We start from the raw sequence: 1,158 nt of genomic DNA, 5'->3' as shown, positions 1-1,158 counted from the left end.
GTTGGTGAACTCGGTCTCGATCCAGCGGGTGTGGACCGTGAAGGGGTCGGTGGAGTCGGTGAGTTCGGGGGCGAACGCCGGGTCCCTGACGACCGCGCGGTGGAAGGGGATGGCGGTGGCCATGCCCTCGACCTGGAACTCGTCCAGGGCGCGGGCGGCGCGTTGCAGGGCTTCCTTGCGGGTGCGGCCGGTGACGATCAGTTTGGCGAGCAGGGAGTCCCAGGCCGGGCCGATCACGCTGCCGGACTCGACGCCCGCGTCGAGGCGGACGCCGGGGCCGGAGGGCGCGTCGAAGGTGGTGACGGTGCCGGGGGCGGGCAGGAAGTTGCGGCCGGGGTCCTCGCCGTTGATGCGGAACTCGAAGGAGTGGCCGCGCAGGGCGGGGTCGTCGTAGCCGAGTTCCTCGCCGTCGGCGATGCGGAACATCTCGCGGACCAGGTCGATGCCGGCGACCTCTTCGGTGACCGGGTGTTCGACCTGGAGGCGGGTGTTGACCTCCAGGAAGGAGATGGTGCCGTCCTGGCCGACCAGGAACTCGCAGGTGCCGGCGCCCTCGTAGCCGGCCTCCTTCAGGATGGCCTTGGAGGCGCGGTACAGCTCGGCGACCTGCGCCTCGGACAGGAACGGCGCCGGGGCCTCCTCCACCAGTTTCTGGTGGCGGCGCTGCAGGGAGCAGTCACGGGTGGAGACGACGACCACGTTGCCGTGCTTGTCGGCCAGGCACTGGGTCTCCACGTGGCGGGGGCGGTCGAGGTAGCGCTCGACGAAGCACTCGCCGCGGCCGAAGGCGGCGACGGCCTCGCGCACCGCCGACTCGTACAGCTCCGGGACCTCTTCCAGGGTGCGGGCGACCTTCAGGCCGCGGCCGCCGCCGCCGAAGGCGGCCTTGATGGCGATGGGCAGGCCGTGCTCCTCGGCGAAGGCCACGACCTCCTCGGCCCCGCTCACCGGGTCGGGGGTGCCGGCGACCAGGGGGGCGCCGGCGCGCTGGGCGATGTGCCGGGCGGCGACCTTGTCACCCAGGTCGCGGATGGCCTGCGGCGGCGGGCCGATCCAGATCAGGCCCGCGTCCAGGACGGCCTGGGCGAAGTCGGCGTTCTCCGAGAGAAAGCCGTATCCGGGGTGGACGGCGTCCGCGCCGGACTCGCGGGCCGCGTT

Annotated in this window: 1 protein-coding gene; it reads right to left on the bottom strand. The window is 72.7% G+C overall.

What is annotated here, in order from left to right; all coding sequences use genetic code 11:
* On the bottom strand, window positions 1–1,158 hold a 1,158-nt coding region (locus ACZ7HQ_RS45750), incomplete at both ends, for an acetyl-CoA carboxylase biotin carboxylase subunit (RefSeq protein ID WP_471003627.1).

This window comes from Streptomyces sp. NPDC037290, from assembly GCF_055603245.1.
Note: the sequence above shows the minus strand (reverse complement) of the source record. Positions and strands in the feature narration are given on the sequence as shown.